28 protein-coding genes are annotated in these 22,613 nt (G+C 55.5%); 16 read left to right on the top strand and 12 right to left on the bottom strand.

Translation table 11 applies throughout. From position 1 onward, the window contains the following. Nucleotides 1-29 precede the first annotated feature (29 nt). The 4 genes from D3871_RS25500 to D3871_RS25490 all read left to right on the top strand — a co-directional run bounded on the left by D3871_RS25500 (nt 30) and on the right by D3871_RS25490 (nt 2,479). Nucleotides 30-758 carry a MotA/TolQ/ExbB proton channel family protein gene (locus D3871_RS25500; RefSeq protein ID WP_119771902.1) on the top strand — a complete coding sequence of 243 codons (729 nt, stop codon included), beginning with the start codon at nt 30-32 and terminating at the stop codon, nt 756-758. A gap of 13 nt (nt 759-771) precedes the next feature. Continuing rightward, nucleotides 772-1,194, top strand: a complete 423-nt coding sequence (locus D3871_RS25495) for an ExbD/TolR family protein (RefSeq protein ID WP_119771901.1) — start codon at nt 772-774, stop codon at nt 1,192-1,194. A gap of 182 nt (nt 1,195-1,376) precedes the next feature. Further along, on the top strand, nt 1,377-1,682 hold the full coding sequence (locus D3871_RS30020) for a hypothetical protein (RefSeq protein WP_147376897.1): 306 nt from the start codon (nt 1,377-1,379) through the stop codon (nt 1,680-1,682). A 338-nt stretch (nt 1,683-2,020) separates the two neighbouring features. Then, entirely contained in the window at nt 2,021-2,479 is a 459-nt protein-coding gene (locus D3871_RS25490; RefSeq protein WP_233575818.1) for a CHRD domain-containing protein, read from the top strand. Between the two features lie 87 nt (nt 2,480-2,566). On the opposite strand, the gene D3871_RS25485 is transcribed toward D3871_RS25490, so the two are convergent. Together D3871_RS25485 and D3871_RS25480 are read right to left on the bottom strand one after the other, a co-directional pair. Further along, nucleotides 2,567-4,066 (bottom strand): tripartite tricarboxylate transporter permease, encoded by a 1,500-nt coding sequence (locus D3871_RS25485; RefSeq protein ID WP_119771900.1) that lies wholly within the window; start codon nt 4,064-4,066, stop codon nt 2,567-2,569. Between the two features lie 9 nt (nt 4,067-4,075). Beyond that, on the bottom strand, nt 4,076-4,537 hold the full coding sequence (locus tag D3871_RS25480; RefSeq protein ID WP_119771899.1) for a tripartite tricarboxylate transporter TctB family protein: 462 nt from the start codon (nt 4,535-4,537) through the stop codon (nt 4,076-4,078). A 257-nt stretch (nt 4,538-4,794) separates the two neighbouring features. Between D3871_RS25480 and D3871_RS25475 the strand changes: the two genes are divergently transcribed. The 7 genes from D3871_RS25475 (at nt 4,795) to D3871_RS25440 (ending at nt 11,427) form a co-directional block, all read left to right on the top strand. Then, complete coding sequence (locus D3871_RS25475; protein ID WP_119771898.1) at nt 4,795-5,463, top strand: response regulator transcription factor; 669 nt, start codon at nt 4,795-4,797, stop codon at nt 5,461-5,463. After that, the gene (locus tag D3871_RS25470; RefSeq protein ID WP_119771897.1) at nt 5,460-6,821 is read left to right on the top strand and encodes a sensor histidine kinase; all 1,362 of its coding nucleotides are present in this window, start codon (nt 5,460-5,462) and stop codon (nt 6,819-6,821) included. The genes D3871_RS25475 and D3871_RS25470 overlap by 4 nt, the downstream gene beginning before the upstream one ends. Nucleotides 6,822-6,949: 128 nt before the next feature. Beyond that, nucleotides 6,950-7,456 carry a DinB family protein gene (locus D3871_RS25465; protein ID WP_119771896.1) on the top strand — a complete coding sequence of 169 codons (507 nt, stop codon included), beginning with the start codon at nt 6,950-6,952 and terminating at the stop codon, nt 7,454-7,456. 65 nt (nt 7,457-7,521) lie between these two features. Further along, a complete protein-coding gene (locus D3871_RS25460; RefSeq protein WP_119771895.1) occupies nt 7,522-8,136 on the top strand; it encodes a LysE family translocator in 615 nt (204 codons plus the stop codon). A gap of 873 nt (nt 8,137-9,009) precedes the next feature. Continuing rightward, nucleotides 9,010-9,702, top strand: coding sequence for a haloacid dehalogenase type II (locus D3871_RS25450; RefSeq protein ID WP_119771893.1), 693 nt, complete (start codon nt 9,010-9,012; stop codon nt 9,700-9,702). 117 nt (nt 9,703-9,819) lie between these two features. Continuing rightward, nucleotides 9,820-10,401, top strand: coding sequence for a putative glycolipid-binding domain-containing protein (locus D3871_RS25445; RefSeq protein WP_158598058.1), 582 nt, complete (start codon nt 9,820-9,822; stop codon nt 10,399-10,401). Between the two features lie 249 nt (nt 10,402-10,650). Next, complete coding sequence (locus D3871_RS25440) at nt 10,651-11,427, top strand: 5'-3' exonuclease (protein WP_119771891.1); 777 nt, start codon at nt 10,651-10,653, stop codon at nt 11,425-11,427. 43 nt (nt 11,428-11,470) lie between these two features. Here D3871_RS25440 and D3871_RS25435 read toward each other — a convergent pair whose 3' ends face one another. The 3 genes from D3871_RS25435 to D3871_RS25425 form a co-directional block, all read right to left on the bottom strand. Next, nucleotides 11,471-12,520, bottom strand: coding sequence for a TAXI family TRAP transporter solute-binding subunit (locus D3871_RS25435; protein ID WP_233575900.1), 1,050 nt, complete (start codon nt 12,518-12,520; stop codon nt 11,471-11,473). A gap of 160 nt (nt 12,521-12,680) precedes the next feature. After that, complete coding sequence (locus D3871_RS25430) at nt 12,681-13,415, bottom strand: hypothetical protein (protein WP_119771889.1); 735 nt, start codon at nt 13,413-13,415, stop codon at nt 12,681-12,683. Nucleotides 13,416-13,578: 163 nt separating this feature from the next. Beyond that, a complete protein-coding gene (locus D3871_RS25425) occupies nt 13,579-14,511 on the bottom strand; it encodes a LysR family transcriptional regulator (protein WP_119771888.1) in 933 nt (310 codons plus the stop codon). 159 nt (nt 14,512-14,670) lie between these two features. Here D3871_RS25425 and D3871_RS25420 point away from each other — a divergent pair, with 159 nt between their 5' ends. The 3 genes from D3871_RS25420 to D3871_RS25410 are packed head-to-tail and all read left to right on the top strand — an operon-like array spanning nt 14,671 to nt 16,080. Continuing rightward, nucleotides 14,671-15,408: an SDR family NAD(P)-dependent oxidoreductase gene (locus tag D3871_RS25420; protein ID WP_119771887.1), complete on the top strand. Its 738-nt coding sequence runs from the start codon at nt 14,671-14,673 to the stop codon at nt 15,406-15,408. A 30-nt stretch (nt 15,409-15,438) separates the two neighbouring features. Then, complete coding sequence (locus tag D3871_RS25415; protein WP_119771886.1) at nt 15,439-15,831, top strand: nuclear transport factor 2 family protein; 393 nt, start codon at nt 15,439-15,441, stop codon at nt 15,829-15,831. Between the two features lie 12 nt (nt 15,832-15,843). Further along, on the top strand, nt 15,844-16,080 hold the full coding sequence (locus tag D3871_RS25410) for a tautomerase family protein (RefSeq protein ID WP_119771885.1): 237 nt from the start codon (nt 15,844-15,846) through the stop codon (nt 16,078-16,080). A 383-nt stretch (nt 16,081-16,463) separates the two neighbouring features. On the opposite strand, the gene D3871_RS25405 is transcribed toward D3871_RS25410, so the two are convergent. The 6 genes from D3871_RS25405 to D3871_RS25380 form a co-directional block, all read right to left on the bottom strand. Continuing rightward, entirely contained in the window at nt 16,464-17,123 is a 660-nt protein-coding gene (locus D3871_RS25405; RefSeq protein WP_199724928.1) for a DsbA family protein, read from the bottom strand. After that, the gene (locus tag D3871_RS25400) at nt 17,120-17,560 is read right to left on the bottom strand and encodes a disulfide bond formation protein B (RefSeq protein WP_119772771.1); all 441 of its coding nucleotides are present in this window, start codon (nt 17,558-17,560) and stop codon (nt 17,120-17,122) included. Before D3871_RS25400 ends, D3871_RS25405 begins: the two co-directional genes overlap by 4 nt. Continuing rightward, nucleotides 17,560-18,168 (bottom strand): SCO family protein, encoded by a 609-nt coding sequence (locus D3871_RS25395; protein WP_119771883.1) that lies wholly within the window; start codon nt 18,166-18,168, stop codon nt 17,560-17,562. The genes D3871_RS25400 and D3871_RS25395 overlap by 1 nt, the downstream gene beginning before the upstream one ends. A 3-nt stretch (nt 18,169-18,171) precedes the next feature. Further along, nucleotides 18,172-18,600 carry a copper chaperone PCu(A)C gene (locus tag D3871_RS25390; protein ID WP_119771882.1) on the bottom strand — a complete coding sequence of 143 codons (429 nt, stop codon included), beginning with the start codon at nt 18,598-18,600 and terminating at the stop codon, nt 18,172-18,174. Between the two features lie 182 nt (nt 18,601-18,782). After that, nucleotides 18,783-19,136 carry a DUF2946 domain-containing protein gene (locus tag D3871_RS25385; RefSeq protein ID WP_158598057.1) on the bottom strand — a complete coding sequence of 118 codons (354 nt, stop codon included), beginning with the start codon at nt 19,134-19,136 and terminating at the stop codon, nt 18,783-18,785. Nucleotides 19,137-19,314: 178 nt separating this feature from the next. Then, nucleotides 19,315-19,704, bottom strand: a complete 390-nt coding sequence (locus tag D3871_RS25380) for a VOC family protein (protein WP_119771880.1) — start codon at nt 19,702-19,704, stop codon at nt 19,315-19,317. A gap of 232 nt (nt 19,705-19,936) precedes the next feature. On the opposite strand from D3871_RS25380, the gene D3871_RS25375 reads away from it, so the two are divergent. Then, nucleotides 19,937-20,323 (top strand): PA2779 family protein, encoded by a 387-nt coding sequence (locus D3871_RS25375; RefSeq protein WP_119771879.1) that lies wholly within the window; start codon nt 19,937-19,939, stop codon nt 20,321-20,323. Nucleotides 20,324-20,352: 29 nt separating this feature from the next. Further along, the gene (locus D3871_RS25370; protein ID WP_158598056.1) at nt 20,353-21,276 is read left to right on the top strand and encodes a PA2778 family cysteine peptidase; all 924 of its coding nucleotides are present in this window, start codon (nt 20,353-20,355) and stop codon (nt 21,274-21,276) included. Between the two features lie 47 nt (nt 21,277-21,323). On the opposite strand, the gene D3871_RS25365 is transcribed toward D3871_RS25370, so the two are convergent. Continuing rightward, nucleotides 21,324-22,259 (bottom strand): CHAD domain-containing protein, encoded by a 936-nt coding sequence (locus D3871_RS25365; RefSeq protein ID WP_158598055.1) that lies wholly within the window; start codon nt 22,257-22,259, stop codon nt 21,324-21,326. Between the last annotated feature and the right edge of the window lie 354 nt (nt 22,260-22,613).

Raw genomic sequence — 22,613 nt, 5'->3', positions numbered from 1 at the left:
ATCAACCTCGTTGAACAAGGAGTCTTCCCATGAATGACAAACTCGGACTGGCGCACTTCCTGGCCCAAGGCGATGCGGTGTCGTATGCCGTCGCCGTCATGTTGCTGCTGATGTCGGTTGCCAGCTGGTACATCATCATCGGCAAGGCGTTCGCGCAGTGGCGTAATCGCTCAATCATCTCTGCCGCCATGACCGTATTCTGGAATGCGAGTTCGCGTGCGCAGGCGCTCGACACCATCCGGGCACAGGACAAAACCGGCGTGTTTGCCCTCCTTGCCACCGATGCGATTCTGGCCGCCCAGGCATGGGAAGAAAAGTCATCGGGCGGCATCGGAGCCGGCGTGGATGCAAGCGAGTTTATCGGACGCACCTTGCAACAGTCGACCGTGCTTGCCCAGGCGCGCGTCGAACGTGGGTTGACGTTTCTCGCTTCGGTCGGTTCGACCGCGCCGTTTGTCGGCCTGTTCGGCACCGTCTGGGGCATTTACCACGCGCTGGTCGGATTGTCGGGAGCGACGCAAGTCGTACTCGACAAGGTGGCGGGGCCGGTCGGTGAGGCACTGATCATGACGGCCGCCGGCCTGTTTGTCGCGATTCCGGCTGTGCTGGCGTATAACGCATTCACCCGCGGAAATCGCCTCGTGCTGGCCCAGCTGGATGGCTTTGCGAATAGCCTGCATGCCTATCTGGTGGCAGGGGTGCGCGTCGACGGTCAGGCCAGAGCGGTCGCGGTGACGGCTCTGCGCGCAGCGAGCTAACCCGGGGGCAACGATGGGATTCAACTACAACGGCAGCAAGAGCGGTCACAGCCAACCTATGGTCGAGATCAACACCACGCCGCTGGTCGATGTGATGCTCGTGTTGCTGGTCATCTTCATCATCACGGCACCTTTGCTGAACCAGGCGGTGCCGGTGGACCTGCCCAAGGTAGACGCTACGCGCATGAACGATCAGGCGCTTACGGTCCAGGTCTCACTGGATGCCCGGAACCGGATATTTGTCGGCGGTGAAGAAGTTGGCAATGCTTCGTTGGCGGGACACTTGAAAGGAACATTGGCCCAGGGTGCGCCGTCACCCGAAATGCACTTGCGCGCCGACCGCCGCACGCACTATGAGCAGCTTGCCGAAGTGATGGCCATCGCGCAAAGCGTCGGCATTACCAAAATCGCATTTGTCACCGAAGCGGCCAGATAGTCTGGCATCCACTGCACCAGCTATGCGGTGGCGGGATGCAGGCTGCAAGTCCCAACCGTTTTTTTGATGTGTTATCCGCAGCGATAGGAACTATTTTTCCGGCTCGATCCACTCACGTATTAAGTCTATCGCGAGCATCATGGGGTGCTTGGGGACTTTCAATACTTATAGGGAGAATAGCTATGTCCGGTGTCTCTTTCACTTTGCCCAACGTTAGCCTTAGTCAGGACGAATTTACTCCGGGAGAAATACTCACCCAAAAAGATGCCGAAGAAATTGTTAAAAACTCGGGTGGTAGACTTAGGATCGAAAATGGCCGCATAGTAGGAGAAAATTCTGACGGTTCCGGGGATGTTTCCATCAAGATTGGCGAGCCTTTAAGCGACGGAGAGATACACGATCTCCATCATACGGTCATAGGCTCTGGAGGAAATGGAAACGACGGCAGTAGGAATCCCGGACCTTTGAATGGGGGAAGCCACCACTAAGGACGCTGCGGTCCAGACCTATTATCGGGCGTGGTCGCGGGCATGCCGCCCACGCCCGGAAAGTTAACGATGCGCGCGAGTCGTGCGCTTGAAGCAATAAAAAATCCCGGTTTTCATTCAACGAGGCAATACGCAGACTCGCGCAGGGCACCTACGACGCGAACTGCAGTTGGGCGAATATCTCTTCTCTCCGGCACGACTTGATTTGAATCAATTCTTATTGATTACTTAAGTTCACGCGTAACGCATTCTTCTAAGCTCAATATGCAGCGATTGCGATGCACTGTTCCGCAGAACAATACTGCACCGATTCCAACCTGCAGCTTAAGGAGACAATAATGAAGCGTTCAGAATATAGTGCTGCCCGGCGTGTGGCTGCTGCCGTCATCGTTGCCGGTATCGCAGTATGGTCCAGCGGCTGCGGCATGATGGAAAAGGTCGGTCTTGGCGGCTCCAAACCCACCACGACGTTGAGCGGGGCCAACGAGGTGCCACCGATTACAACCAAGGCATCGGGAAAAAGTACGATCACCGTTGCCGACGACAGAACCGTCAGCGGATCGGTCATCATCGACGACCTGAGCGCAACGGCCGCTCATATCCATCGGGGATCCAAGAGCGAAAACGGCCCCGTTATCATTCCGTTGACAAAGACTTCGGATAAGGTGTTTTCCGTACCGGCCAGCGCAAAACTGACGGACGCCCAGTTTGCAGATTACAAAGCCGGCAATCTGTATATCAATGTTCACAGCGTCGCATACCCGGCGGGAGAGATTCGGGTACAGCTCAAACCGTAGTCAAGAGTCGCACACTCTTGCGAAGAACTATCGATCCAACCCCGGGATACCGGCGTTGGATCGACGATGCTGCGCCGGCGCAGCTGTTTACTCGACGAAGGCTTCTTCGCGTTTCTTGCGCAAGGCTGGCAGCAGCACTACCGCCATGGCCAGTGCTGCCAGAATCAGCATCGTCGCGCTGATCGGGCGCTGCAAAAACACCATCGGATCGCTGCGCGACAACAGCAGCGCACGACGCAGATACTCTTCCATCATCGGTCCGATGATGAAACCCAGCAGCATCGGCGCCGCTTCCATTTTCAGCTTGCTGCAGACGTAGCCGAACAGACCGAAGCCCGCCATCAGGAACACGTCGAATTCGCTGTTATTCAGGCTGAACACCCCAATCGCGCAGAACACCAGGATGCCTGGATACAGGTAGTGGTACGGCACCATGATCATGCGCACCCACAAGCCAATCATCGGCAGGTTCAGCACGATCAAAAAGAAGTTGCCGATCCACATCGACGCGATGATGCCCCAGAACAGCGCCGGCTGTTCCGTCATGACCGCCGGTCCCGGCTGGATGCCCTGGATGATCATCGCGCCGATCATCAGCGCCATCACCGGATTGGACGGAATGCCCAGGGTCAGCATCGGGATGAACGAAGTTTGCGCACCGGCATTGTTAGCCGATTCGGGGGCCGCCACACCTTCGATCGCGCCCTTGCCGAACTGGGCCGAATTCTTCGAAATCTTCTTTTCGATCGAATACGCGGCAAACGACGATAGCATCGCGCCGCCGCCCGGCAAAATGCCCAGCATGGACCCCAGCGCGGTGCCGCGCAGGATTGGCGCGACGATGCGCTTGAGATCATCCTTGTCAGGCATGAGGCGGCCTACCTTCATCGACAGCAGCGAGCGCGTCTCTTCGTGGTCGAGGTTGGCAATGATTTCCCCCAGGCCGAACATGCCCATCGCGACCACGACGAAGTTGATGCCATCGGCCAGTTGCGGCAGATCGAAGGTATAGCGCGGCGTGCCGGAGTTCACGTCGGTGCCGACCAGGCCCAGTAACAAGCCGAGGATGATCATGCCGATGGCGCGCAGCAGCGAGCCATGCGCCAGCACCACCGAGGCGACCAGACCCAGCACCATCAGCGAAAAGTATTCGGCCGGACCAAACTTCAGCGCCAGTTCGGCCAGGGGCGGGGCGAACAGCGCCAGCAGCAGCGTGGCCACCGTGCCGGCGAAGAACGAGCCGATTCCGGCGGTCGCCAGCGCCTTGCCGGCATTGCCGTTGCGCGCCATCTGGTAGCCGTCGATCGCGGTCACCACCGACGACGATTCGCCGGGCAGGTTGACCAGGATCGCGGTGGTCGAGCCGCCGTACTGTGCACCGTAATAGATCCCCGACAGCATGATCAGCGACGAGATCGGGGGCAGTGCGAAGGTAGCCGGCAGCAGCATGGCGATGGTGGCCACCGGTCCCAGACCGGGCAGCACGCCGATGGCGGTACCGAGGAAAACGCCGATCAGACAATAAAGAAGATTGTTCAGCGAAAGAGCGGTATCGAAACCGAGAGACAGATAGCCGAGGATTTCCATGTTGTCTCCTTAAAAGCCGAACCAAGGGCCGAATACCGGCATCGGCAATCCCAGCGCGACGACGAACACCAGCGCGCTGAATACCGCCAGACCGATGGCGACGGCAAGGAAGGGCAATGCCTTGAATTTGGTGCTGGCAAAGCCGCTTGCCATGACCAGGAAAATGACGGCAACGACCAAGCCTGCGCCACGGACGAGAATGCCGAACAGGATCACGGCTCCGATGATCAGGAGCAGGTTTTTCAACGCAATACGTCCTATTGCCTCGCCTGAACGAAACATGGAACGAGCAACCGACATGGCGCCGATGAGGCTGAGCAGCGCGCCCAGCATGGTGGGGAAATAAGCCGGGCCCATGCGTCCTGCGCTGCCCATGGCATAGTCGCGGCCGATCAGCACCGCGGCCAGGCCGACAAATAGAAAGATAAAACCCGACCAGAAATCCTGCGGGTTACGGATGAAGTTTGGCACGACAGTCTCCATTGTTATCGATCCTGCATCAGATATTGATAAGGATCGCTATTAAAGATGTGGCGACTATATGGCCCACTCCTGTCGCGAAGCTGAAGAATTCCTGACAATAAGCTGACAACACATGTGCCCGATCGCCCGAAAATCTTGTCTGCCGGCGGCATTGGAGTCGCTTTTCCAATACCATTGAAGGCTGTCAAGGTCGCGGCGTGCAAATGCGTCGCGGCCGAACCGCAAACCCTGCTCATTGAAGACCCATGCATGTACTCTTGGTAGAAGACGATGCCGTGCTCGCCGACGGCATATCCCGCATCCTGAAAGGTTACGGGATGGTGGTCGACGTCACGTCGAATGGATCGGAAGCGGATGCGATTCTCAAGCGCAGTGAACTTGCGGTCGTGGTGCTGGATATCGGCTTGCCGGGCATCGATGGATTCGAGGTGGTGCGCCGCTTGCGCGCAAGAGGCAGTAATGTGCCGGTATTGCTCCTCACCGCGCGCGACGCCGTCGAGGACCGGGTGCGCGGCCTTGAACTCGGCGCCGACGATTATCTGGTCAAGCCGTTCGCCGCACCGGAGCTGGCCGCGCGTATCCGCGCGCTGGTACGCCGCAGCAGTCCTCGTCCCGCCGAACTGCAGATGATGGGCCTGTCGCTCGACATGCATGCCAAGCGCGCGCGCGTCAATGGCAATGTGGTGGAACTGTCGGCACGCGAATGGGCAGTACTCGAATACCTGTTGCAGCAGGCTTCGCGCGTGGTGTCCAAGGAGCAGATACTGGACGCCATCCTGCCGTGGGGTGAAGAAATCACACTCAATGCCGTCGAAGTCTATGTATCCCGCATCCGGATCAAGATCGCGGGCGCCGGGATTGCCATCCGCACGATCCGCGGCTTCGGCTACATGCTCGAAGCGAGCAAGGAATGACGGCAAGCATACGCTCGGACCTCCTGAAATGGCTGATTGCGCCGCTGGTGGTCATCAATCTTATCGGCGCGCTGCTGATCTATATGCTGGCCTGGGCCCCGGCGCAGGATGCGCTTGACCAGAAATTGGCAGAAGCCGTGTACGACATGCGCGCTCACCTCAAGGTGGTGGACGGCACGGTCCGTTTGGATTTCTCGGATCAGGCCGATCGGATGCTGCGCTTCAACCTGACCGATTCGGTGTTTTATGCGGTCCGGAATCAGTCCGGTAAGCTCATTGCTGGCGACCCGGATTTTCCATCGTTTCTCGTGTACGGCGGTAAGAACAATGAAGTCATCGCCTATATGGGCAATCTGCGCGAATATCATATCCGGATCGTCGCGATGAAGACTGTGGTCGGCACGGAAGCCGTATGGATCGGTGCCGCAGAAACCCTCTCGGCGCGACGGCAGATCCAGTCGCGCATCCTGCTGGCGCTGCTCGGACTGGAAGCCCTGCTGGTTGTCGCATCGCTGGCGATCGTCTGGTTCGCCGTGACAGAAGGCTTGTTTCCGCTGCAGACAATGCGCAAGCGACTCGATACGCGCAATGCGAACGATCTGTCGCCGACCGAAGAAGAGGGCATGCCGGCGGAGTTGCGCCCGCTGGCGCGCGCCATCAACGGCTTGCTGGCCAGAGCCCAGGAAGACAGTCGCGCGCGTCAATCGTTTCTGGCCGATATCGCGCACCAGTTGCGTACGCCGCTGGCAGGCATCAGCGCACAGCTTGAGCTGTTGCAGTCCGGCCAGCGCCTAACCGCAGAGATGGAGCAATCGACCCGCCTCATCAGTTCATCGGTGGAGCGGATGATTCGCCAGACCAACCAGCTGCTTTCGCTAGCGCGTGCGGAACCCGCTCAATTCGAGAGCAAGCGGCTCGCACCCGTCGAGATCGACAAGCTTGTCACCGAGTCGATACAGCACTTCGTACAGGAAGCGGACAAGAAACGCATCGACATCGGTTTCGACCTGCAACCCGCGCGCGTCATGGGCGATCGTTTTTTGTTGCGCGATTTGGTGGACAACCTTGTCGACAACGCCATCCGCTACAGCTTTGTCGATGGTCGCATCACGGTCAGATGTCTGGAAATCGCCGGCGACGTACATCTCATTGTCGAGGATTCGGGACCCGGCATAGCGCTCGAAGACCGGGAAAAAGTTTTCCAGCGTTTCGTCCGCCTGGATGACAAAATCAATGGAACCGGCCTCGGCCTCGCGATCGTGCACGACATCGCCGTTGCGCATCATGCCCGGATAGAGCTCGATACCGGACCTGACGGCAAAGGTGTGCGTTTCGCCGTCTGTTTTCCAGCCGCTTGATTTTGTCACCCCCAGTGCCGTCGCGGGACGTATAAAGTCAAGCATGGCAACGCAAAGGGAAACGGATGTACCATCCTGTTCAGCAGGCAGCTCAATCTGACATTAACCAACGCTAGGGAGATTGGAACATGAACCAGGCAACCATATCCGCCCTGGAAGCATTTCCCGCACAGTTCGAACAGTTTTTTCTCGCGATACCGAAAAGCCACTGGAACTGGGCACCGGAATCCTGGGACGGCATTCCTAGTGAATCATTTACAGCCATTGAGCAGGTATGCCATGTGCGCGACATTGAGATCGATGGCTACCATGTCCGTTTTCGTCGCCTGTTGAGCGAATCCAATCCGACGCTTGATTCCATTGATGGGTATGCATTGGCCAAAGAACGGCGTTATGCCGATGCCGATCCTGCCAAGATGTTTGAAGAGATCCGGGCAGCCCGCAGGGAAACCGTGCAACTGCTGCAGAACTTAACCCCTGAGCAACTCGCACGCAGCGGTTATTTCGAGGGATACGGACGGCTTACGGTCAAAGGTCTCATGCATTACCTATGTAGTCACGATCAGCAGCATTTGTCGGGACTGCAGTGGCTGCTCGGTAAAATCGATAGTCACGCACGGACAAAAGCTGCCTGACAGTCATGTAAAGCATCTTATCTTGACCGCCAATTCGTTCGGTCTACCTATCGGAGAAAACATTCATGGTCAGTCTGGAATTCATCATCACTTCTCTCATTGTGGTTTTGATCCCTGGCACGGGCGTGGTATTCACCGTGTCGGCAGGCCTCATTCAAGGGCGTAAAGCCGGCGTATTCGCCGCGCTTGGTTGCACCGCCGGTATCGTGCCCCACCTGATTGCCACCATACTTGGGTTGGCGGCGCTGCTCCATACGAGCGCGATCGCCTTCCAGGTGCTCAAGTTTGCCGGCGTCGCTTACTTATTCTATGTGGCCTATATGACATGGAAAGATAAAGCTGCTTTTTCCATCGATGGAACGGCGCCGACCCGTACAGCAGCAAATATCATCATCAAGGCCTTTCTTCTCAATATACTCAATCCAAAGCTCACGATCTTTTTCCTGGCTTTCCTGCCGCAGTTCGTCGAACCTGCAGCCGCATCTCCGCTCGCGCAACTGCTGCTATTAAGCAGTGTTTTCATGGCGATGACGTTCGCAGTGTTTGTCGTGTACGCGGTCCTTGCACATGCTTTTCGTAAATTCGTCATCGAGTCGGCGCGCGTTCAAACCTGGCTACGCCGCAGTTTCGCTGCTGCGTTTGCCGGCTTGGGTGCCAATCTCGCGCTTTCCGATCGATGATGCTTGAGATTTATAGAAATGCTCTGAATTCGTCGTGCTTTCATGCTCTCCTTGTTTCCCGGTTTCTTGTCTGTCCGTATAACGGGGAGATATGCATCTATGGAATGACGACTCCTACACACTTTATATTGACCCCGAAAATGGCTGGGCCAATTGAATTTCACCGGCACTAAGAAAGAATGCGCTGTTTACACTATCAGCGATCGATATAACGTGTCCTCAGGATTCAACAACATGAGCAGATGGGCTGGAAGGATGGCGGTCACAGTGGCGTTATTCGCAATCGCCCCTAACCTGGTACCTGGCGCTATTTCTCTGTTTGGTGTAGTGCTTGCGCTGTTGGCCCTCGCTTTGTCGCTCTTCTCAATAAATAAGAACGGCAAAAAATACTATCGAACGACAGGCGTTATTGTTATAGGCAATGTTCTCTTGATAAATGATGCCTTGAGGCTATGGGAGCCACTACCTATGCCGCTTAATATCAGATTGAGTTTGTACGGATTGGTGCTTGTCATGGTTGTGATTTGCGCGTCGATCGCATACAGATTGAACCGCGCCGCACGCAATCCTGACAAGAGCGCTAACTTGAGCCCGCCTCCGGCGAGCCCGTTACGCTAGACTGTCCATTGCACGGGAAGCAGATCAACGCGGCGAAGCGGCTCAGAGTATCCTCGACCATGTCGCCTCTTCTTGTGAAAACTTCGATGCAATGAAAAGCTGGCTCAAATCTCTTGAAATCGGCTATCGCCTGTCCGAAGTTCCACTCGTCAGGCAGCGGTAACTATTTTTGCGTGATCCGATGGACAATGGAATCGAACTGAATTTCGCGCATCGCGCCTGATCCGATTCATCTCAACATAAGGAGACACATCAATGCAAATAAAAATATTGGCTTTCGATGTATTCGGCACGGTAGTAGATTGGCATTCCAGCATTGCGCGTGAAATCGACCGCATGCAACTGGGCGTCGATGGCAATGAGTTTGCGCTGGCATGGCGAGCCGGCTATCAGCCAGCCATGAAGCGGGTGATGTCGGGCGAACTCGGCTGGACCTTGATCGATGACTTGCACCGCATGGTGCTGGATGAGCTGCTGGCGAAGTATGCCATTTCAAGCCTGGATGAATCACAGAAACGGCACCTGAACAAGGTATGGCATCGTCTCGACGCATGGCCTGATTCGGTAGAAGGCTTAACGCGGTTGAAGTCCAGGTTCACTATCTGCACCTTGTCGAACGGCAATATCGGATTGTTGACCAACATGGCCAAGAATGCAGGACTGCCCTGGGATTGCATACTCTCGGCCGAAGTCTTCGGGAAATACAAGCCGGATCCTGCGACCTACCTTGGCGTCGCCAAGATATTCGATGTCGCGCCGGAAGAAGTCATGCTGGTCGCGGCGCATCAGGACGATCTGGCCGGAGCGCGGGCTGCGGGCTTGAAGACAGCCTACATAGAACGACCTTATGAACTGGGGGCGACGCAGAAAAAGGACGTATCGCCGAACCAGGAGAACACGTTTCACGCTTCCAGCATCGTTGACCTGGCAGCGACCTTAGGATGTTGAGGCCGGCGTTGCCGATAAGTGCAACGCCATATGCCGCATCAGCATGGCAGCCGTGGACTTGATCGCAGAACAAACGCTGCAAACGAACCGAGAAGGCATTACGACAGCGGAGGCGACATGAAACCCGCAGGATCTTTTTTCTGGAGGAAGCTGGATGGTCCTGGCCACGACAGTTGCCGCCTGTTCAGACTGCCTAATGGATGGCGGCTCGCCGGCGCCGCCGTGTTCCACGAGGACAACCGACCATGTCACTTTCAGTATGAAGTTGTTGTGGATACGGCGTGGCGAACGCGTCGCGCCGCAGTATCGGGTTATCTGGGTAATAAAGAAATCAGGCTAAAAATTGCCGCAGCCGCTGCAGTCCGAAACAGACAATGGAGAGTTGGTGACGACATACAAAAAAACCTTACAGGTTGTGTCGATGTCGATCTCGGATTTACGCCGTCGACCAATCTGATTGTACTAAACCGGCTTGCTTTGGCAGTTGGTGAATACGCCGACGCGCCGGCAGCCTATTTGAAATTTCCCGGCATGCGGTTTGTAACACTGCCGCAAACCTATCACCGGATCGGAGCGACCGAGTATGCATATGAAGCCCCGACGGTGGGCTATGCGGGCACGCTGCAAGTACTACCTTCCGGTGCCGTCGCGCATTATCCGAAATTGTTTGAGTTATACCAATCCCGACCTGTAACGTGACAAATGAAATCGATGGATTTTTTCGTCTGGCAAGGCGCAGGAGGAGTCAATAGCCGTGCTATTGACGACGAGTGCAACGCCGCCAGGCGGCTCGGCGCCCCCAGAAAAAGACGCGGTTTCATGGCACGTTATGGGTTGGGATTGGTATTAATCGCCGGGTGAGAGCGATCGCCTTGCAAAGCTTGATGCTCTGCAGCGCGCCCGACTACAATGGTGAGGGAAAAAGTGTAACGGAGAAGGGCGGCAGGAATGCGCAAATTGCTGGCGATAGATGGGCTGTACATCACACGTCGAATGTACGAGGCCAATAAAGACCCGGACTCACCTGAAAAGGCCGAGGCCGCGGTGCGCAATACCGTTGCCGCCATGCGCAAGCTCTTGTCCATGCACCAGCCCACCCACGTCCTGCCTGCCTTTGATTTTGGCGGTACCACCTGGCGCAATGAAATTCATCCACGGTACCGCGAAAACCGCGCACCCATGCCCCAAGCGCTGAAGGATGCGTTGCCCATGCTGTATGAGCGACTCCATGAACTGGGGCTTCATGTCGTCTCTCAACCGGGCGTCGAAGCAGATGACGTGATCGCGACCGTGATATCCCGCTGGCTGCGCGAAGATCGCGGCGCAGCGGTGGTGGTCGCAAATGACAAGGACACCTACATACTGATGGCGCAGGGTGCGCTCTTCTATGAATACTTTACCGGCGAATGGCGCGACCAGGCTTGGGTACAGGAAAAGTATGGCGTACCTCCATTGCACATGCCGGACTTGCTGGCTCTTTGTGGCGACGATACGGATGGTGTACCCGGTGTAACGGGCATCGGTGTAAAAAAGGCAGCCAAACTCGTCCAGTCTTACGGCGACCTGGATGGCATCATGGCCGGGGCAGGTATCCTGAAAGACAGGATCGGCGAGACCTTGCGCAAGGAAAAAGAGCTTCTGTTTCTGTCGCGGGACCTGGTTCACCTCAAGACCGACGTCCAGCTCGGTATCACATGGAAGACCCTTGCTTACGACATGGTTTAACGCAAACGTCTCTGTCATCGCCAGCACTTCCCATCCATGCCGGCTACATGCGGCACAATCCAAGCACCTTCTCTTGCTGGCTGCAGTTCCTTATAACCGGCGAAGGCGAGGTCGCCTGGGAAGGCCGGGACTTGTTGGCGATGCAGGAGCGCAGGACGCGTTCCATGGTCGGGTAATACTTCCAGCCCTTACCCAGGACCGGCATTTGCAATTGCACCTCCAGCCACTTCGGATGTCCCTGGGTTTGCAACTGATCGAAGTTGGCGCATAAGGATTCCGCGAACATTTTCAGGCTGCTTTGCGTCGATTCCTTACCATAGTTGTAGGTGACCAGGAATGCCTTTACCGACAGCGTGGGCACGTCCTCGGTCATCCACGATGGATAACTTTTACTGCGTATGTTGGCCGGATAGTAGGTTGTCACCGCCCGCGCTATTTCGGGCGCCTTGTCGTCCCGGCGCAAAAGCTTGATGTACTGACGCGCTTCCGGTGCCATTTCCGAAAACAGTTTCGCCGGCTGTCCTGCAACGATGACCACCGCATCGAGCGTCTTGTCATTGGTCAGTTTCAGCAACGCCTCTTCATTGGACAGATAACTTGCATCGGATTCGGGTAATGGCGTCGAAAACATCAGACGGTAGAGCGTCGTTGCACTGAGCGCGGTGCCACTGCCGACCGGGCCGACGTTGATCTTCTTGCCTTTGAGTTCGTGGATGTACGTCAGGGGAGAATCTGCGCGCGTGACAAAATAGATTTCTTCATCGTATAGCGGCAGCACGACGCGCAGCGGATTGATCAGCGTACCGGCGGCTGCATTACCCGCCGCAGCCTGGTCGACAAATGCCTGGTACACGTCGGATTGCACCAGCGCGAGCTTGACTCCGGCTTCGTAACGCAGGCGCTTGACGTTTTCCGCCGAGCCGTTCGAGGGCAGAACTTCAAGATTGATCATTGCTGGCGGCGCCACCCATTTCGCCAGGTCCCGGCCGATCTGAATATAGGTACCACGTTCTGATGCGGTGACAATCTTGTAGTCGGTTTGGGAATAGGCCGTCACCACTGGAAGCAGGAACAGGCAAAGGACAAATTGGATGTATCTCACGGACCGCCTCCCTTCTCGTCGATATCAGAACTTTCCGGTTCTGTCATTCTTCATTCTTTCAGTTTCTGTTTTCTGTTCCGCAAATCTCGATTCCTCGCCTTGGTAGCCGTGAATTCATCCTCAGCAGTCAGCATCTGACGCACGCGGGTCTTCAAGGCGGACTTTTTCCACACAGGGCCAGCGCCATGGAGGCAGCCGTGCAGGGCCGATCGGGTGCAGGAATTGCCGGCATCCGCAGCGCCGAGGCATCCTGGGGCGAACCGTTGTTTTGCAGCGGCGTTAAAGCGGAGCTATTACCCGGCGTCGTTAATTGCTCCTGATCCGCAGGCGTCTCTGAATCTTCGGATGCGATCCTCCGCATTTCAGCGATCCTGATCGCGATGGTGTCGGATGGAGACGGCCGGGCAGTAGCAGGACGGTCATGTTCTGCTTCGGTGGAACCGGCTTGCATCGGCAGGGGAAGCAATGACCAGGCAAAATAAAATCCCATCGCCGCGCCAACAACGGAAGCCGCAGCACATATGCTCAGGATCACAAAAAGATGCTTGCGTAAAAAGGCCGCCGGGCTTTCGAAGCCGAGGGCGCTCCGTTCGCTCAAGGGAGACGGCAGCGTCGGCGATGCTGATGCTGGCTGTACAGACACGTGGTCCGTGCGGAAAGCGCTGCGCGGCGGCTTGCTGAAATGCTGAGCACCTTCCGGAAAATGGCGTGAACCAGGTCTTGAAGGCTTCAGGCGCAATCGCAGACCGCCCGGCGCTTCGCTGTCAAATGGAAAGGCAACGCGATCATCACTTGTTTTCATGACGGCTTGAACCATTTCAAACGGGGCCGTCATCAAGATGCGCAGTGAAACATCCGACAGGTCCCGGTTCTTCATGCTCGCCATAAGCAGGATTCATGGCGAGCAGACATGCAAGCTTACTTTCTCTACGTATTCAATTTGCTACCGATTCCGTACGGTGCATTTGACATAGGACAAATCGGGCCGGACCTACACCGATTTCCGGCGTACTTGCAACAGGTCCTGTGGAAAGTTGTAGGCCGTCCATTCATGTCGCTGGAACGGAATGCCCGTTTCCAAGCGCGTCAAGTAAAAAATCAACGAAGGTCCGTACCCGTAGCGGGACAAGCCTTGCATGTGGATAAAGCAATGAGAATGGACGCGAGCGACCAGCGAACGGCTGCAAAACTTCGACCAATTTCCCGTGCCGTAAATCATCCTCCACAATAAACCGGTAAGTCTGGAACAGTCCTGCGCCGCTGCGTGCCAATGTGACGCCACCCAACACATCCTCTGCGCAGCGGTAGCCGCCCTCTGTTGTCACTTCCAGGTCTTTGCCGTTTTTTCTGAACAGCCATGGAATTTGCCGGCCGTTGCTTGGCAGCAGAAACTGTATGCAAGTGTGATCGCGCAAGGCCTCGAGCGATTCCGGGATGCCTGCCTGCTGCAGATAAGCAGGTGTGGCCACCACGACCAGTGCCGCATCTTCCAGCTTACGGACGATCATGCTTGAGTCGGACGGCGTACGGGCGCGTATCGCGAGGTCATAGCCTTCTTCGGCAAAGTCGATGTTCCTGTTACTTAAATGGACCTCTATCTGCACCTCCGGATAGCGCGCGCCGAATTCCGGTAGCAGGGGCAAGACTCGATAGTGTCCATAGGGCGTGGGCAAACTGATGCGCAACATGCCCGCAGGCACGCTCTGTTGACCGGTCACTGCACGCTCCGCATCGGCCAGTTGATTCAGCGCTTGCCGACACTGTTCAAAGTAAGCGCGACCGGGCTCCGTCAACTTGATGCTCCTGGTCGTGCGCACGAACAGCCGCACGCCCAATCTGGCTTCCAGCCGGAGAATTGAACGGCTGACCGCTGCAGGCGTTATTCCAGCCATCGTCGCTGCAGCGGTAAAGCTTCCCAACTCCGCTGCTGAACAAAAAAGCTCGATGCTGCCGAGTAAAACATCGTCGAACTGTCTGGCCATAATTTATTACATCATGTATCAGCAAATTTGAATGGTAAGCCATTTATTGATTCCCGGCTCATCAATAAACTGCATTTCGCATTTGGCGAATCCGGCAATTGGTGCCTTGTTCGCCTGTGGAAAACATTCATATCAACACCATCGGAAAGGACTTCCACTATGGAACGCAACAGCAGAACCGTGATTGTCACCGGCGCATCCAGCGGTATCGGACTCGCTTTGGCCGAGGCGTATCTTCAGCGCGGCTTCAATGTCGTTGGCAACGCACGCACCCATGAGCGGTTGATGCATGCAGCCGCCAAGCTCGGCAATCCCGAGAATTTTCTGTTGGTCGAAGGCGATATCGCTGAAAAGGCGACCGCGAAAAAGCTGTTCGAGCGCGCCGTCGCCGCATTCGGGAAAGTCGATATCCTGGTCAACAATGCTGGCATCTTCAACGCCAAGCCGTTTACCGAATACACGGAGACAGAACTCGACAGTCTGGTCAATACCAATCTGAAAGGCTTCTTCCACGCGAGCCAGCAGGCGGCTGCCCACATGGCGCAGCACAAGCAAGGCCACATCGTCAGCATCACCGCAAGTATCGCGTTGCAGCCCAATGCGAGCGTGCCCGCTGCGCTTCCTATTCTGATCAAGGGCGGCATCAACCATGCGACCAAGGCCCTCGCGCTCGAACTTGCCCCGCACAACATCAAAGTGACCGCAGTCGCCCCCGGCATCATCGACACGCCGTTATATACCAGCGACATGCACGGCTTCCTGAACACCATGCAACCGGTGGGACGGATAGGAACAACCAGGGAGGTGGTCGATGCGGTGCTCTACCTCACCGATGCGGAATTCACCACTGGCGTCGTGCTTCCGGTCGATGGCGGCATGAGCTCCGGGAAGTGGTAAGCAGTGGACTCATTCATCCGAGGAAAAAACATGAACAATCATCAGGAAATCCACGATGTACTCAATCGCTATTTCGACGCCATCTACAGGGGCGATGTCCCGCAACTGAAAGGCGCGTTTCATCCTCAAGCCATCTTGTTCGGCGAGATCAACGGCCAGCCTTACCTCAAGCTGCTCGCCGACTATTTGAACGCAGTTGAAAACCGCCAGTCCCCGCAAGCATCGGGCGAGTCCTTTCGCATGAAAACCCTGGCGGTCGAGGTGTTGGACAACATCGCCTATGCCAAAACCCATTGCCAGATGCTGGGGTTTAACTACTTCGACTATCTCGCCCTGGTTCGTCAGGAGGGCCGATGGCTGATTGTCAACAAGCTGTTTACCCACGTCCCGCCTTCTACCGAAATCCAACACGAAAAGCGATAAGGAATTCTTGTCATGCCATATGTGAATATCCAAATCACCCGCGAAGGCGCCACGCCCGAGCAGAAGGCCGAACTCATCAAGGGGGCTACCGAGCTGCTGGTGCGCGTGTTGAATAAAAATCCGGCGACTACCTTTGTCATCATCGACGAAGTCGATACCGACAACTGGGGCGTCGCCGGACAATCCGTGACGGTGCTTCGATGGCAGGAACAATTCACTTCAGGCGTACCCGCAGGGATCCCGGCCTGAAGATGTTTATCCCTACGTCGACGCTCACGTTAAGATCACCGTGAACATATCGTTTCATGCAGCGCCATTTTCAATGTCGCTGCGTATCCGACTGCTGCAGCGGATGCGTTTGCCTATATGGCGCCGGTGATCGACAGCCGGCATCGCAATCGCATGGTACGCGGCGAACCGGCGCGCCATGCACGTGTGAAAGCGGGAACGATAGAGTTGCCGCCAAATTTCAGTGCGAGTTATTCGGCGATCTATTCGTTGCAGAGCAAATCGAGCATGTGAGTGACAGCTGCCAAGTAGTTACGCGAAATTTATTGTGAATGTTTTTCCGTAACTCTTTGGGGACGCTCTGGTCGGACGTAGGCTCCGTCTATATGATGCGTGGGGCTCTATTATTTTGCCGTGCCGGTACTTGCAAGTTCTTGTTCGACTAACTTCTGGAGCTGTTCTGGCCCGAAAGACGGCAGTGGCTTTCCGTTCACGTAAAATTCCGGTGTCCCCTTGACGTTCAGCGTTTTTACGTCTTGTAGGTCTTGCTCGATCAGTTGCACCAATTCTTGGGACTTCATGTCCTCCTTCAGGCGCGACATATCCAGCCCCAATCCTTCCAGGTGGGGCCAAACTAAATCCAGATGTGCGGAATGGTCTGGTGCCCATTGTGGCTGCGCAACAAGCAAGGCTTCGAGCGCTTGCCAGTATTTGCCTTGTTTCCTGCTCGCCTCAAGAACCTTCACGACCTGATCTGCGCCTTGATGAAAAGGCGCATAGCGAATGGAAAGTCGGATTTTCTCAGGATGTGCGGCCATCAACTCTTTTACAAAAGGATAAAACGCACGACATGCTTCGCAAGCCGGGTCGAGAAACTCGACGATATGTACCGGTGCACTTGCGTTGCCTAGCGATGGCGAATGAAACCGCACAAGGGCCTCACTGTTTTGCGAAGTCGCCTGCGTAACTTGCTCGACCTTCCGGCTCTTATAGAGACTGATGCCGAGAGCGAATGCAACTGCCAGTATGACGGTGGTCGCGATAAAGAGCGTTTTTTGTTTCACTTGGATGCCTTGAGTTGGGTAGTAATAAGCAATGCAGTTATGAATGCGAAGGCCCCGACAGAGAGCATGGGAATGGTCAAAAATCCGAACCATTCAATCTGTTCCGCTGAGCATGGGACTCCTTGCGTGCAAGGGCTAAGAGTCTCAGCAATCAAACCCTGAGCAACCAGCAGATGAAATATTGCAATTCCCAGTCCGGTGACTGCCAACGGAAAAGCGTAACGTACGACCTTGACGTCTAAGGGGAACAGGCTTGCCGCAAGAATGAGAACGAGCGGGAACATGCAAATACGCTGATACCAGCACAATACGCATGGTGTCAGCCCCATGACCTCTCCTAAAAACAGCGCGCCAAGGGAAGAAATAGTAGCTAAAAGCCAGCAAGCGAATAGGAGAGCCCACCCGGGCGTTTTAGCTGAGTCCACAGAATTTGCCATCATGTTTTAAGCAGGCTTTTCAGGTCCTGCGCAATAAGGTCCACGGAATGAGAGTCGCTAATTAACAAGCGAAGGCGTCCTTGCGGGTCAAATGCATACGTGCCGCCTGAGTGGTCCACCGTATAAAAACCGTTTTGGTCCGATGTCTGAATGGCACGAATTACCTTGAATTCCTTTACCGTGTTCTCTACCTGCTGCTCGGAGCCCAGAAGGCCGAGAAACGATGGATGGAACGAAGGTACGTATGTCTTCAAGACGTCAGGAGTATCTCGTTTGGGGTCCAACGTCACCATTAGCACCTGTACCCGCTCGGCGTCCTTCCCGAGTTTTTCCATGACCGATGCAAGCTTGACCATTGTGGTTGGACACACGTCAGGACAATTGGTATAGCCAAAGAAAAGCAAGACGGCTTTCTCTTTGAAATCAGCGATCGTCCGCGGTTGACCATTGTGGTCGGTCAACTGAAAGTTGGCACCCCACGAACCTCCCGTGATATCCACTGTGCCGAACTTCTGCGCTGACGTGCCCGCTTTCTCACACCCTAATAAGGCCGCCGACACAACAAACAAGGCTGCGAGGTAGCGAAAAGTTTTTATAGTCGTGTTCATTGCTTATTTCCTCAGAGCGCGGATAGGAACAGTGACAATAGATGTGCTTTTCTTATTTTTGGCATCTTCGAATGTCATTTTCACTGTCACAGATTCCCCTGCTACCAAGGGCTTCGTCAGGCCCATCAGCATCAAATGCTTTCCGCCTGGTGCAAGCTCGACCGTTTGACCGGGCGTTACGTCTAGCTGCCCGTGTTCCCGCATTCTCATGACGCCGTCATGCATATGCATATCGTGGACTTGGACCTGCTTGGCTGCGTCTGTCTCCGCGCTAACCATGCGAGTCGCAGTTGAACTGCTAATTTTCATGTAGATGGCGCCGACCGGTTGCCCTGGGACGGTCGCTCGTGCCCAGGCATCTGTAATGGAAACTTCAGCAAATGCGCTTGAAGCACCCACCGTAAATAACAGTGCAAATATTAGTTTTTTCATAATCTTAAATTTTGAGAAACGCTTACAGCGGCGCGTACATGCACCTGCACACGCAGGTGCAGGTGCAGTGCATTCAGCGCCTAGAAATTGGTCAGGAAGTCCCGCTTACAAACACCTTGTGGTCACGAAAGGTGTAATTGCCCGTCCCGACATGAGCAGGATGGCAGCGATAAACAAGGGAGTTAAGAATGTGCCGGTGGAGCGCGAGACTGCGCGGGCGTCCATGCGAACAATCGCTGAGGGGCCTGATAGAAGAGGAATGGCTGTGGAAATGATGCAATAGTTGTAAGCCTGACCAAAGCACTTACAGGAGGCAGCACTGGGGTATCTCCGTCGATTCTGCAAAACGGGCAATCCTCGAAGTGCTGGTCATGTTTGACCGTCGAAAACGGCTTGGTCGCCTCTTCTGCAGGCAATTTAAGCTGCTTGATACCAAATGACGTGCATACTTCTGTCAACCTTGGCGAAGAGGCATTTTTTAATGCGAGTGCATGAGAAATCGATGGCACAAGTGCGACCAGCAGGATGGCAAACATTGCCATCCACGCCGTCAGAAATCTTGTGCACCGAGTCATTCGCATTCCTGCATTTTATCGCACTCAGTTCAGCCTAGCTTCGAAGGGTAGCCAAGATAAAAAAGGCAACCGGCCAAACTTTTGGTCGTTTCATCTACTCCGAACGCGGTGGCATCGTCAGGTACCGCAGTTGCATTTCTTAGGCAGGCTGACGCGCATAACTGACAGTCAGCATCTCCCACTGGTGGCCATCCGGCTCGTTCCAGTAGATCAAGTTTCCGCCGTAATCGGTATTGATCTGCATATCCATCGGCCCGCGCACCGAACTCCGATACGGAATGCCAGCCGCTTTGATGCGCCCGAGGATTGTGTCGAAGTCTTCCTGGCTGACGCGAAAGCAAAAGTGGTAGACGGGATATGCCTCGGCGGTCTCGATGAAATCGAGAGTGAGGCCGTCATTCACATAGACTGGCGAGAACGGGCCAATTCCTGCTTCTTCCCAAGGCACGCCGAGAAGCTCGCCCAAAAGCTTCGCTGAAGCAATCTGATGACGCGAAGGAACAATGGTGTGATCGAGTGCGATCTGCATGTCGTTTTCTCCTGCGATGAAGGGCATTGTTAACTTTGTTGGATGTTCAATGAGCCTCGGCCAAATCGGCCAGATTGTGTCTATCCTAAGCCACGGTACTGTATTCGCTGGCTGTCCATTGAGGGCTATCAATTCCGTACGAACAGAATACAGTAGAAGTAATGGAAGGGCGTGCCCGCGCATCGCATCAGCATGCTGCCATGAGCCGCTTCTACCAATATAGGAGAAAAACATGAACGGACCCAAACGACTCATTGCCTCCCTGCTCGTCGTCTGCATGACCGGCGCAAGCTTGCCGATGCAGGCAAGCGCAGCCATTGTCGGCACGCAGGAGGCTGCCGCACCGGCTGCAAGTGCCGAACGGGACCGGGTAATCGGATTTTTGTCGCGCGAAGAGGTGCGCAAGTCGATTGAAGCGCAAGGCGTTGATCCCCGCGAAGCCATCGATCGCGTACAGGCAATGTCCGATGAGGAAGTGCAGCAGCTGGCCGGTCGCATCGACCAGTTGCCGGCCGGCGGTGACATTCTGGGCGTGTTGTTTACGATATTCATCGTCTTGCTGGTTACCGACATCCTTGGCTTGACGAAGGTATTTCCGTTTACCCGATCGGTTCGATGAGGCCAGGCAGTTTCCGCTGGCGCGAATCGATGCGTATGGCCGTGTTGTCGGCTGTGGTACTGGCATTGGTCGGGTGCGCAACACCCCAGGTATCCACATTGCAGCAGAGCTGGCCCGACTCGCTATTGCCTGCTGCCATGATAGGCAGCGTTCCTTTCTACCCGCAAAGCGATTATCAGTGCGGACCTGCGGCGCTCGCGATGGTGGCCAGTGCTGCAGGGGTGCCGGTATTGCCCGAGCAACTGGTCGATCAGGTGTATCTGCCTGCCAGACAAGGCTCGCTACAGCTGGAAATGCTCGCCACCGGCAGACGCCTGGCGCTGGTCTCACACCGGATCAAACCCGATACGGAAACATTGCTGCGGGAAGTTGCGGCCGGCCATCCTGTGATCGTATTGCAGAACCTGTCTTTTCAGTTCGCGCCATTGTGGCATTACGCGGTTGTGATCGGATTCGACCGCGATCGCAATACCATTGTCCTGCATTCCGGCCGTACCGAACGCATGGAGATGTCGCTTTATACCTTTGAACGCACCTGGCAGCGTGCAGACCGGTGGGCAATGCTGGCGATGCCGCCAGACCGCCTGCCTGCCACAGCGGAAGCAGACGGCTATGCAAGATCGATCGCCGTGCTCGAGCGCAGTTCGGCCAGGGCTGCGCATACCGCCTACAACACTGCACTCAAGCGATGGCCTGCCGACCCAATCTTGCAATTGGGCGCCGGCAATAGCGCGTACACGCTGGGAAAGATCACCGAAGCGACACAGGCATATCAAACGCTGGTGAAGTCGCATCCTGGATTTGCCGATGGATGGAATAATCTGGCACAGGTGCTTTTCGATCAGGGCCAGCATCGCGAGGCGATGGCGGCAATCAGTAAGGCGGTGGCGCTGGGAGGGCCGCGTCTGGCAACTTATCTGACGCTCCAGCAACAGATCAAGGCAAAGCTATAGACCATGGAGGAAAAAATATTGAAGCATAGAAGCGCAGGTCCCGAAAACTAAACAGGGAGCTTCATGACCTTGAATTTTTTCCAGAGCTTTTCAAGCTGCTTTTTGTCGGCTTCCACACTTCCGGCCAGGTAGCCACGAATGTATGCCGCCGTGCCAGCGAGGGTATCTTGTTCCTCTTGTAATTCCTTCAGTAACCGATCGCCTACGGCCACGTCATTCATCCAGCCAAGTTCATTCTGCAGTTGCGACAGTGCACGCACATAGGGTTTGGTCTTTCTGGTCGGATAGAGTGATTGGAAGAATTCGGTGGCGTAGCGTGCCTTCTTTGCGGCAATGCGTACGCGGTGGCGCGCCTCGGGCGTCGCTTCCTTCAACCGTCTGCCGCGCTTGTGCAGACGCCGTTGCGCGTGCTTCAGGGAGATTTTCGCGAAGCGGATGATCGGAGTCTTCATGCGCTTGCGATTCGATGGAGAGATCGCTTCACGCCAGCTGCGGGTCTGAACCCAGTTCGTTAAGAAAAGAACCAGTTGGAAATAACGGTCTGATCGGACTACGGCCGCGACTGCTTCATGCCTTTCCTGTGCGTTTGCTTTTGTCGCCAGCCTGACAGGCTCAAATTCGATTTCCGCAGCGATGGAAGCCGCCACTGGCAGAGTAGACCCCGCCAGCACATCCCAGTCTCGCGCAATACCGAGTTCTTCGGCAAGCCAATTTATCTCGTGTTGCACTTCATCAGGCAGTTGCAACATGCTGTTGAACAATCCAAGTAGAGAGCGCAAGCGACGCAAGCCAACACGCATCTGATGCAAACTCTCTTCGTGATGCGTCTGCGCGACGGCGGCTTCATTCGCCCGGATCTGTGCGAGACAGTTCGTTGCGATTTCCTGAAACGCTTGCGCCACGGTCAAGTGCTTCGACAGTTTCACATGCGTTGCCTTGACGGCAGCCAGCGGTTGCGAAGCGAACGGTAAGGAGGAATGCATATCCATAATTCATAAGCTATAAGAAACCGGATGCTTGTGCAATGCGAGAGGTGGCAAAGTGACTCAAGAATTCCCGGAAAAGAGAATGACGGTCTGGGCGCTGGCTGCTCACATGCCGTAATATTGGAGTGAGATTCCGGCCGTAAAAGAAGTTCCATCGACAGGGATTGCGCGGCCACGCAGCGGCGTTATAGACAAAAAATAGCAGTACCCGTACACGTCTCCTAAAGTACCAACGTAAAAAAGTGACACGAGGTTAGCAGCTAGGCAGTCCGCTCCTTGCCGCTCTTGGGTCGTCCGCTAGTGACATGCAGGCCGCATGGCATCACTCCCGACGACTACTTCGGCGATGTC

The organism is Noviherbaspirillum saxi (assembly GCF_003591035.1).
Lineage (GTDB): Bacteria > Pseudomonadota > Gammaproteobacteria > Burkholderiales > Burkholderiaceae_D > Noviherbaspirillum > Noviherbaspirillum saxi.
Note: the sequence above shows the minus strand (reverse complement) of the source record. Positions and strands in the feature narration are given on the sequence as shown.

Bases quoted from the DNA above. Each gene is read 5' to 3' on its own strand.
- D3871_RS25500 (WP_119771902.1), top strand. From the start codon at position 30: ATGAATGACAAACTCGGACTGGCGCACTTCCTGGCCCAAGGCGATGCG.
- D3871_RS25495 (WP_119771901.1), top strand. From the start codon at position 772: ATGGGATTCAACTACAACGGCAGCAAGAGCGGTCACAGCCAACCTATG.
- D3871_RS30020 (WP_147376897.1), top strand. From the start codon at position 1,377: ATGTCCGGTGTCTCTTTCACTTTGCCCAACGTTAGCCTTAGTCAGGAC.
- D3871_RS25490 (WP_233575818.1), top strand. From the start codon at position 2,021: ATGAAGCGTTCAGAATATAGTGCTGCCCGGCGTGTGGCTGCTGCCGTC.
- D3871_RS25485 (WP_119771900.1), bottom strand. From the start codon at position 4,066: ATGGAAATCCTCGGCTATCTGTCTCTCGGTTTCGATACCGCTCTTTCG.
- D3871_RS25475 (WP_119771898.1), top strand. From the start codon at position 4,795: ATGCATGTACTCTTGGTAGAAGACGATGCCGTGCTCGCCGACGGCATA.
- D3871_RS25470 (WP_119771897.1), top strand. From the start codon at position 5,460: ATGACGGCAAGCATACGCTCGGACCTCCTGAAATGGCTGATTGCGCCG.
- D3871_RS25465 (WP_119771896.1), top strand. From the start codon at position 6,950: ATGAACCAGGCAACCATATCCGCCCTGGAAGCATTTCCCGCACAGTTC.
- D3871_RS25460 (WP_119771895.1), top strand. From the start codon at position 7,522: ATGGTCAGTCTGGAATTCATCATCACTTCTCTCATTGTGGTTTTGATC.
- D3871_RS25450 (WP_119771893.1), top strand. From the start codon at position 9,010: ATGCAAATAAAAATATTGGCTTTCGATGTATTCGGCACGGTAGTAGAT.
- D3871_RS25445 (WP_158598058.1), top strand. From the start codon at position 9,820: ATGAAACCCGCAGGATCTTTTTTCTGGAGGAAGCTGGATGGTCCTGGC.
- D3871_RS25440 (WP_119771891.1), top strand. From the start codon at position 10,651: ATGCGCAAATTGCTGGCGATAGATGGGCTGTACATCACACGTCGAATG.
- D3871_RS25430 (WP_119771889.1), bottom strand. From the start codon at position 13,415: ATGGCGAGCATGAAGAACCGGGACCTGTCGGATGTTTCACTGCGCATC.
- D3871_RS25425 (WP_119771888.1), bottom strand. From the start codon at position 14,511: ATGGCCAGACAGTTCGACGATGTTTTACTCGGCAGCATCGAGCTTTTT.
- D3871_RS25420 (WP_119771887.1), top strand. From the start codon at position 14,671: ATGGAACGCAACAGCAGAACCGTGATTGTCACCGGCGCATCCAGCGGT.
- D3871_RS25415 (WP_119771886.1), top strand. From the start codon at position 15,439: ATGAACAATCATCAGGAAATCCACGATGTACTCAATCGCTATTTCGAC.
- D3871_RS25410 (WP_119771885.1), top strand. From the start codon at position 15,844: ATGCCATATGTGAATATCCAAATCACCCGCGAAGGCGCCACGCCCGAG.
- D3871_RS25400 (WP_119772771.1), bottom strand. From the start codon at position 17,560: ATGGCAAATTCTGTGGACTCAGCTAAAACGCCCGGGTGGGCTCTCCTA.
- D3871_RS25395 (WP_119771883.1), bottom strand. From the start codon at position 18,168: ATGAACACGACTATAAAAACTTTTCGCTACCTCGCAGCCTTGTTTGTT.
- D3871_RS25390 (WP_119771882.1), bottom strand. From the start codon at position 18,600: ATGAAAAAACTAATATTTGCACTGTTATTTACGGTGGGTGCTTCAAGC.
- D3871_RS25385 (WP_158598057.1), bottom strand. From the start codon at position 19,136: ATGTTTGCCATCCTGCTGGTCGCACTTGTGCCATCGATTTCTCATGCA.
- D3871_RS25380 (WP_119771880.1), bottom strand. From the start codon at position 19,704: ATGCAGATCGCACTCGATCACACCATTGTTCCTTCGCGTCATCAGATT.
- D3871_RS25375 (WP_119771879.1), top strand. From the start codon at position 19,937: ATGAACGGACCCAAACGACTCATTGCCTCCCTGCTCGTCGTCTGCATG.
- D3871_RS25370 (WP_158598056.1), top strand. From the start codon at position 20,353: ATGCGTATGGCCGTGTTGTCGGCTGTGGTACTGGCATTGGTCGGGTGC.
- D3871_RS25365 (WP_158598055.1), bottom strand. From the start codon at position 22,259: ATGCATTCCTCCTTACCGTTCGCTTCGCAACCGCTGGCTGCCGTCAAG.